At 67.0% G+C, this 8745-nt stretch carries 7 protein-coding genes and 1 pseudogene; 5 read left to right on the forward strand and 3 right to left on the reverse strand.

Going from position 1 to position 8745, the window contains the following annotated elements; all coding sequences use genetic code 11:
* Positions 1-47 precede the first annotated feature (47 nt).
* A pseudogene (gene tatC / locus ACFR9S_RS04755) lies at positions 48-917 on the reverse strand (twin-arginine translocase subunit TatC); the annotation flags it as partial.
* Between the two features lie 96 nt (positions 918-1013).
* Here tatC (ACFR9S_RS04755) and tatC (ACFR9S_RS04760) point away from each other — a divergent pair.
* The 3 genes from tatC (ACFR9S_RS04760) to ACFR9S_RS04770 all read left to right on the forward strand — a co-directional run bounded on the left by tatC (ACFR9S_RS04760) (position 1014) and on the right by ACFR9S_RS04770 (position 3732).
* On the forward strand, positions 1014-2240 hold the full coding sequence (gene tatC, locus ACFR9S_RS04760) for a twin-arginine translocase subunit TatC (protein WP_379818171.1): 1227 nt from the start codon (positions 1014-1016) through the stop codon (positions 2238-2240).
* Between the two features lie 220 nt (positions 2241-2460).
* Positions 2461-3003: a type IV pilin gene (locus ACFR9S_RS04765; RefSeq protein ID WP_379730469.1), complete on the forward strand. Its 543-nt coding sequence runs from the start codon at positions 2461-2463 to the stop codon at positions 3001-3003.
* 258 nt (positions 3004-3261) lie between these two features.
* On the forward strand, positions 3262-3732 hold the full coding sequence (locus tag ACFR9S_RS04770; protein WP_379730468.1) for a type IV pilin: 471 nt from the start codon (positions 3262-3264) through the stop codon (positions 3730-3732).
* Between the two features lie 503 nt (positions 3733-4235).
* Here the strand turns inward: ACFR9S_RS04770 and lonB are convergent.
* Positions 4236-6365 carry an ATP-dependent protease LonB gene (gene lonB / locus ACFR9S_RS04775; RefSeq protein WP_379730467.1) on the reverse strand — a complete coding sequence of 710 codons (2130 nt, stop codon included), beginning with the start codon at positions 6363-6365 and terminating at the stop codon, positions 4236-4238.
* Positions 6366-6567: 202 nt separating this feature from the next.
* On the opposite strand from lonB, the gene ACFR9S_RS04780 reads away from it, so the two are divergent.
* Both ACFR9S_RS04780 and ACFR9S_RS04785 read left to right on the forward strand, forming a co-directional pair.
* Positions 6568-7083 carry a nicotinamide-nucleotide adenylyltransferase gene (locus ACFR9S_RS04780; protein WP_379730466.1) on the forward strand — a complete coding sequence of 172 codons (516 nt, stop codon included), beginning with the start codon at positions 6568-6570 and terminating at the stop codon, positions 7081-7083.
* Positions 7083-7700: a trimeric intracellular cation channel family protein gene (locus ACFR9S_RS04785; protein WP_379818172.1), complete on the forward strand. Its 618-nt coding sequence runs from the start codon at positions 7083-7085 to the stop codon at positions 7698-7700. The genes ACFR9S_RS04780 and ACFR9S_RS04785 overlap by 1 nt, the downstream gene beginning before the upstream one ends.
* An 89-nt stretch (positions 7701-7789) precedes the next feature.
* Here ACFR9S_RS04785 and ACFR9S_RS04790 read toward each other — a convergent pair.
* A partial coding sequence (locus tag ACFR9S_RS04790; RefSeq protein WP_379818173.1) for an APC family permease occupies positions 7790-8745 on the reverse strand: 956 nt, incomplete at its 5' end.

The raw sequence follows: 8745 nt of genomic DNA on the forward strand, positions 1-8745 counted from the left end.
TCGTTTCATAGGATCACCTCGAAGAGCGTCGGCCACTGGAGGGCACCGACGGCGACGCCGGCGACGAGTGGCGCCGCGGTCGCGTTCCAGTTGCGCCGGAGCACGCCGGCGGCGGAGAGGCGCTCGCTGCCGCGTTTCATCGTCACCGCGAACTTCGCGAGGTAGAGGCTGAAGCCGTACAGCACGAGCAGCGGCGCCGCCCACATGATCTGGGTGAACGGGTCCGGCGGCGAGAACACGGCGCCGAAGACGAAGATCGCGACGACGGCGTAGCGCCACTTGTCGCGGAACTGCTCGTAGGGGACGATCCCGGTGTAGGAGAGCCCGGTGATCGCAAGCGGCATCTGGGCCGCCAGCCCGAACGAGAACGTCAGCAGCAGCACGAACTCGGTCCAGAGGACGATCGACCAGTAGGGAGCAAAGCCCGCCGACACAGCGTTGCCGGCGAGGAAGTTGAACATGATCGGGAAGAAGAGGAGATAGCCGTACGCCATCCCGCCCATGAACAGCACTCCCGAGAGTAGGACGATCGGCACGGCCTTCCACAGCGGGATCGGGACCTCCGGCCAGTGGCCCCGCTCTTTCAGGGCGTCCCGGGAGAAGTAGACGAGGACGGGCGAGGCGACGATGATCCCCGCGACGAGGGAGATCTTCGCCTGCAGCAGGATCACGTCGAAGGGGGTCTGGGCGATGATGTCGAACTGCGACTGGAGCTCCGCGGGCATGCGCTGGGTGGTGACCCCCTTGAGCCACACCCAGACGCCCCTGCGGAGCGCCATGAACACGCCCAAGAACCCGACGAGGAAGACGACGAAGACTTTCTGGAGATCCTTCTGTGCGGATCGGAGCACCGCACCCGCCGTCTCCCGCCCCTCGGCGATGGCGCGCTGGGTATCGTCGTCGAGCGCGCTGGACATAGCGAGAAGGAGCCACTTCGGCGTTATCAACCTTTCCACCTCGCGGGCGGGCGATCCGGAAAGGCCTATAAGACCGCGTGAGCGATACCGACCCATATGGCCGAGGAACCGGACGACGAGGAGGGACGGGAGCCGTCCGACTCGTCGGTGCCCGGTTCCGACGAGGAGCGGACGGCGTCGGAGGGGGAGCCGGCGGACGACGCCGAACGGATGGCAGACGAGTCGGACCCGCAGGACGACGTGAGCGAGCCGGCTGACGACGCGGACGACGACGTGAGCGAGCCCGACGAAGAGGAGGACGACGCCCCGGCGTTCACGAACGTCGAAGGACTCGGCCCCGACAACGGTGCGCGCGAGGAAGAGGACGCGGAAGCGGACGACGCCGAGGAGGAGGCCGACGACGAAGACGGGGACGACGAGTTCGAGGACGAACACGTCTTCGAGGACTACGACATCACCGAGACGCCGACGCCGCCCGAGGAGCGCGGCGCGACGATGCCGTCGGTCGACGACGACGCCGACGACGGTGACGGCCTCGATACGGACGACGGCCTGCTCGGCGAGGGACCGGACTCGGACGAGGAGATGCCGCTGGCGGCCCACATCGAGGAGATGATGAAGCGGCTCTCGGTGGTGTTCATCGTCGGCGGCGCGGTGGCGCTGACGCTGCTGGGGTTGGGACAGGCGTTCGAGCAGGTGCCCACGGCGGTGGACATAATCGACGCGCTGTGGAACAACGCGATCCCCGGCGCGCCGGAGATCGAGGGGCGCCGCCCGCGGGTGTACGGCCCGCTGGAGCTGGTGCTCACCAAGCTCAAGGTGACTGCGCTGGCGGGGCTGCTCGTGGCGCTGCCGGTGTTCGTCTACGAGACGTACATGTTCATGCGTCCCGGCCTCTACCCCAAGGAACGGCGGTACTACCTCGCGGCGATCCCGACCAGTCTGATCCTCGGCACGATCGGGATGGCGTTCTCCCACTTCGTGATCATCCCGGCGATCATGCGCTACTTCACCGTCTACACCGACGAGAACGTCGCCACCGTCGCCTACGGACTGGAGAGCACGTTCTCGCTGATCATCGTCCTGATGAGCTACATGGCGGTGATCTTCCAGATCCCGCTGTTCATCATGCTCGCGATCATGATGGGGATCGTCACCCGGGAGTGGCTCGAGGACAAGCGCCTGCTGTTCTGGGGTGGGTTCCTCACCATCGCCTTCCTCGTCAACCCCGACCCGACGGGGATGACGCCGTTCATCATCGCGGCGACGATGATCGTGCTCTACGAGGGGACGCTGGCGCTGCTGCGCTGGACCGGGAACTGATCGGCGTCGACGCCCCCGGTAGGAAAACATAAAACAGGCAACTATTCGGATTTGGCCCGATCGAGAAACACCGGTAGGGAACCCCTCGCTGCTGAATACGCGCGTTACTGGATTTGAAAATCAGGCCCAAGTCTTTATCCGTGTCTGCGTCGTTTTCACGGCCAGACAGCCTCGTGGAACGGACGTTCACGCGTCCGGGCCCGGGCAGTCGGACATACTCATGAAACAGAAGCTCAAAGCGATGCTCGGCGAGGATCGTGGTGTGAGTCCGGTCATCGGGGTCATCCTGATGGTCGCCATCACCGTGATTCTGGCCGCGGTCATCGGCACGTTCGTGCTCGGACTCGGGGATAGCTTGAACCAAGCGCCGCAGTCGACGCTGAACGCGGAGGACGCGCCGGCGGACTTCAACGACTCTCTTGCGAGCGGCTCCGCGGCGTTCGAAATCTCTCAGAACGGTGGTGACGCGATTCCGTTGGCTGACGCGCGGATCGTGATCGGTAACACCAGTAGTTCCGCGAGTGAGACATTTAGTCAGGGCAATTGGGACTCCCCTGAAAGTGGTGCCGCGCTTAACGTCACCCTCAACGGAAACTCGATCTCTGGGATGGACTCCCCTGAGCTGGCGGTTGGTGACTCACTTACCGTGAGCACGACGGACGGCACCGGGACCCTCTTGGAAGCTGACAACACCTTCCGCATCCGTCTGATCCACGTCCCGTCGGACTCGATCCTGCTGGACACGGAAGTCACGCTGCGATAGACGCCCACCGGAATTCGTCGGTTTTTCTTTTTCGATAATTCGGCCAGCGACGCTGTTCCCCGACGGTAAGGGCTGCGTACCGCCCTATCCTCCGAGTATCAGTTCGGATAATCCGCTCGCAGCATATTTACACGCCAGCCCACTCCCGAGCAATAGGGCCAACACAGAACTGCAGCCCACATCCCACTAATGAAGCAACTACTTCGATCCTTACGCGACGACGATAGCGCAGTCAGCCCGGTCATCGGGGTCATCCTGATGGTCGCCATCACCGTGATCCTCGCGGCCGTCATCGGGACGTTCGTGCTCGGCCTCGGCGACAGCCTGAACCAAGCACCGCAGTCGACGCTGAACGCCGAGGACGCCTCGGCTGACTACTCAAGTAACACGACCGACGTGTTCCCGGCCAATCAAAGCGCCGCGGCGTTCGAACTCTCGCAGAACGGCGGTGACGCGATTCCGTTCGCCGACATGCGAATCGTCGTCGACGGTGACAGCACCAACGCCCAGTTCGAACAGGGGAGTTGGAACGACTCCGTCCTTGGGGTCTTCGTCAACGGGGCGAACCCGAGCTCCGGCGACGAGTTCGCAGTCGGTGATTCGCTGACGATCGGTAACAGCCAAGCGAACACGGACACGGGCCTCACCACCGGAAACTCCTACCGTATCCGCCTGATCCACGTCCCGTCGGACTCGATCCTGCTGGACACGGAAGTCACGCTCCGGTAAGCTCGACCCCGCACGCGGTTTTTCTTCGGACGCCACGCTCGACAGCCGCAGCACTCGCCTCCGTTGTAGGGGCAGGTCCGGCCGCACGCTCCGAGCCCAGCGGCTCGTCAATGACGTGCGGCCGACACGCCGTGTACGTCGGTGATGGGTAGAACTGCTCGCTGCTCTCGGCGCCGTCTCTGTCACTGCTCGATGGGCAGCGACCGCCGTGGGCCGGCGCGGCTGCCGGGTACTCACTCACGATCCTCGATACCGTAGTGGTGTGAGCGATCGCGCCGTCCGTCTCGCACCCTGTCGGCTCGACGCGGCCGACGCCACGGCTGTACGTCGCCGACATCACGATGAGCCACACGTCGATGCCACGACTGCACCGTCGCCGACACTACGACGAGCCACACGTCGATGCCGCGACTGCACGTCGTCGACACCACGACGGGCCACAGACCGAAGCCGTCGCTCTCGACTGTCGCGTCACGGAAGGGGGACGCCCGAAAAGAGGTCGCCTACTGCGGCGTCGGCTCCGACCCGCCGGCGGGCTTCGTGACCTCGGAGCTCTCCAGCGCCGAGCCGGTGATGCTCTTGAGGCGGCTCACCAGCGAGTCCTTCTCGCCTTCGCCCTCCAGCGCGACTTCGAGCACCTCGGAGATGTGCGACACCGGGATGATTTCGATCATCTCCTTGTACTCGTCCTCGATCATCACGTCCTGCTCGTTGGCCTTCGGGATGATCACGCGGTCGCAGCCGGCCTTCGCGGCGGCCTCGATCTTGTGGGTCACGCCGCCGACGGGGAGCACGTCGCCCCGCACCGACAGCGAGCCAGTCATCGCGAGGCTCTGGTCGACGCCGATGTTCTCCAGCGCGGAGATCACCGCCGTCGCGACCGTGATCGACGCCGAGTCGCCGTCGACGCCCTGCTGGCCGGTCTGGATGAACTGGATGTGGATGTCCTTGTCCGAGATCTTCTCGTCGGTGTACTTCTTGATGATCGCCGAGACGTTCTGCACCGACTCCTCGGCCATCTCTTGGAGCTGACCGGTGGCGATCACCTGCCCGCCCATCCCTTGGGAGGGGGTGATCTCCGCCATCACCGGCAGCATGATCCCGGAGTCCTGACCCATCACCGCGAGGCCGTTGACGCGGCCGACCTGGTACCCCTCAGAGACCTGCAGCTCGTAGTCCTTCCGGCGCTCGATGTAGTCGTCGGCGAGCTGCTGCTCGATCGAGCGGCTGCGGCCCTTGGCTTCGAGCACGTGCTCGCGCGTGGTCGCGTCGGCGCCCTCGCCGCGGGCGATGTCGCCCGCGACGCGGACCAGCCCACCGAGCGAACGGAGTTCGAGCGTGAGGTGGTCCTTCCGGCCGGCGCGGCGCCGGGCCTCGAGGATGACCTCCTCGACGGCGTCGTCCGTGAAGTGCGGGAGTCGGCCGTCGTTCTCGACCTCCTGCGCCACGAAGCGCGCGTACTTCCGGCGCATCTCCGGGCTGTCGCGGATGGTGTCGTCCATGTACACCTCGTACCCGTAGCCGCGGATGCGGTTCCGGAGCGCGGGGTGCATGTTCTCCATCGCGTCCATGTTCCCCGCTGCGACCATCACGAAGTCGGTCGGGACGGGCTCGGTCTGGACCATCGCGCCCGAGGAACGCTCGGACTGGCCCGTGATCCCGAACGCACCCTCCTGAATCGCGGTCATGAGGTGCTGCTGGGATCGCACGTCGAGCGTGTTGATCTCGTCGATGAACAGCACGCCCTTGTTCGCCTTGTGGATGGCGCCGGCCTCGACGCGGTCGTGGCTCGGCGTCTCCATCCCGCCGGACTGGAACGGGTCGTGGCGCACGTCGCCCAGCAGCGCACCCGCGTGGGCGCCCGTGGCGTCCTCGAACGGCGCCGTCTTCGTGTCGGCGTTGTTCACCAGCAGGTTCGGGATCATCGCGTCGTTGCCCCGGGAGATGTACTGGAACCCGATGTAGATCAGCACCGCCGCGATCACGGCGATGATGGGGTTCCCCATCGCGAGGATGGCGTAGCCGGCGACGACCGCGATCACGATCCACATCAGGAGGCTGCGAAGCTGATCGCGCTTCTGAGCCTCCTCCTTGTGGGCGTCGATGATCTGTTCGCCCTTGCCCGCGGGCACGGTCCGGACTTTCGGCTCGTTGCTGTCGTCCGGGTTGTGGTAGACGAGTACGTCCTCCAGCTCCTCCTTCGGCAGGAGCTCGGCCATCGCCTTCGCGAGCATCGACTTCCCCGTCCCGGGGGAGCCGATCATCATCACGTGGCGGCGCTGCTTGGCCGCCTTCATCACGACGTCCCGGGCGTGCTCCTGTCCAATCACCTGATCGACCAGCCGATCGGGCACCTCGATCTCGCTGGTGGAGTCGATGCGGAGCCCGCCGAGCAGGTCGTCCTTCCCGATCTCCTCGTCGTCGGCGATCTCGGCGTCGAACTCGACCTCGCTCCCGAGGTCGTCGATCTCGGGAGCCTCGTCCTCGTCCTCCTCGCGGCGCCGCTGCTCCGCGGGGGGGTCGGGCTGTTCGTCGGGGTCGCCCTCTCGGGCGCCCGACCCGTTGAGCGGGAAGGGATCGTCCCCCTGCTCCCCCTCGTCGGGCACGTCGGTATCGTCCGTTTCGTTGCTCATAGAACGCTGTCGCTACCTCGAAGGTGGCTCGTGAGCCTGATATACTTTCCCCCATCAGCGGAATTCGCTCCTCCGTCGTAATCCGGCGGTATGGGGCCGTTAGACGCCGTTTGCTTGAACACCGGTTCGCTCGATTGCTTATAAATGAACGGCCGGCCGCGACTCGCCGTTTTTATTCCCCCCGGGAGCGAACCCCGTGAGCATGCGGGGGTTCTACATCGGACGGTTCCAGCCGTACCACGACGGCCACCACCGGATGGTGGCGGAAATCGCCGAGGAGGTCGACGAGCTCGTGGTCGGGATCGGCTCCGCCGGCGACTCCCACACCACGCGGAACCCCTTCACCGCCGGCGAGCGCGTGATGATGGTGACGAAGGCGCTGGAGTCGCTCGACATCCCCACCTACGTCGTCCCGATCGAGGACCTCGACCGGAACGCGGTCTGGGTCGGACACGTCCAGTCGATGACGCCGAAGTTCGACGTGGCGTACTCGAACAACCCCCTCGTCGTCCGGCTGTTCAAGGAGTCCGGCGTCGAGGTGCGCCAGTCGCCGATGTTCCAGCGCGACGTGCTCGAAGGGGCGGAGATCCGGGAACGGCTCGTCACCGGCGGCGACTGGGAGTCGCTGGTTCCCGAGGCGGTCGCCACGACGATCCACGAGATCGACGGCGTCGACCGCATCCGCCACATCTCCGAGACCGACACCAACGGGGACTGATGGTCGACGCAGGCCCCGCGTTCGAGGCGATGAACGCGATCGGGCTTGTGGCGTTCGCCGTCGTCGGCGCGCTGAAGGGCAGCGACGCCGACCTCGACCTGTTCGGGGTGGCGGTGCTCGGCTTCCTCACCGCGCTCGGCGGCGGGACGATCCGGGATCTCCTCGTCGGGCGAATTCCCACCTCGCTGCAGTCGAACACCGAGGTCCTGTTCGCCGCGGTCGGGATCGCCGTGGCCGTACTGCTCGCGACCCGCGTCCGCGGTGATTTGATGGAGAGTCCGGCGGTGCTCCTCCCCGACGCGATCGGGCTGGCAGCGTTCTCGGCGACCGGCGCGGCCGTGGGTATCGAGGCGGGCCTCTCCCCGTTCGGCGTCGTCGTCACCGCGACGCTCACCGGCGTCGGCGGCGGGAGCCTCTCTGACCTGCTGCTCGCCCGCGTGCCGGCGGTGCTCCGCGAGGACTTCTACGCGACGCCGGCGGTCGTCGGCGGCGCCGTCGCCCCGCCGGCGATCGCAGCCGGGCTCGCGCTCGGGACGACGACGCTGTTCGCCGCTGGCGTCGTGCTCGCGCTCCGCCTCGGTGCGCTGCGGTACGGCTGGCGGCTGCCGACGGTGTGAATGGCACCGGCGGGAGCGCACTCACCGGGTCAGGCTCTCCATGCCCCGGTTGGCCGCGGTCCCCTCGACACGAGGTCTCGGGAGCGCACTCACCGGGTCAGGCTCTCCCGCACCCGCTTGTACAGCCCCGGCCGCCGGAAGTACAGCAGTTCCATGCTCACGACGACGACGCCGACGACCACGACCGTCCGGAACGTCGCCGGCTCCGCCCGGTACAGCCGCAGGAACAGCAGCGGGAGGAACGCGCCACAGCCGACCAGCCCCACCGCCGGCACCAGCCGGGAACAGCCGAGATTCCCGGCGTTGCGCAGCGCCAGCGCGCAGGCGCCCCCGAAGACGACGATGAACGAGAGCGACGCGAACGAGGTGATCCCCTGCAGGCTGCCGAGCACGGCGAACCCTGCGGTGATCGTGCCGAGGGCGAGCACCGCCGAGGTCGGCGGCGCGCCGTCGGTGTCCCGGTCGCCGGCCCCGATCCGCGGGGGGAGCAGGTCGTCGCTCACCAGCCGCTGGGTCAACAGCGACGACGAGAACAGCGTCGCGTTGATCGCCGACGCGGTCGACACCAGCGCCGAGGCGCCGATCACCGCCCGCCCCACCGGGCCGAGGAACTCCCCGGCGGCGACGGCCAGCGCGGTCTCGGGATGCTGTCGAACGAGGTCGGGGACGAGGGCCACCGTCACCACCGCGACGGCGACGTAGATCGCCACGGCGACCGGGATCGCGACGAACACCGCCCGCGGGAGCGTCCGCCGGGGGTTCGCCATCGAGTCCTGATCGTAGAACAGCAGCTGCCAGCCCTGAAACGCCACGAACGACGAGGCGGCGGCCGTCAGCGCGCCCGCGCCGCCGACCCCGTCGAGTCCAAGCGTCAGGCTCCCCCGCTGCCAGCCGTAGTGGAGACCGACCAGCGCGAAGACGCCGAGGACGGCGATCTTGGCGGCGACCAGCAGATCCTCGACGACGCCCGTCTCCCGGACGCCGAGGACGTTCAGGGCGACGAACGCCGCGACGACGAGGAGCGACGCCGCGGGGCGGGCCACCG

The organism is Halolamina salina (genome assembly GCF_042678005.1).
Taxonomy (GTDB): Archaea; Halobacteriota; Halobacteria; order Halobacteriales; family Haloferacaceae; genus Halolamina; species Halolamina salina.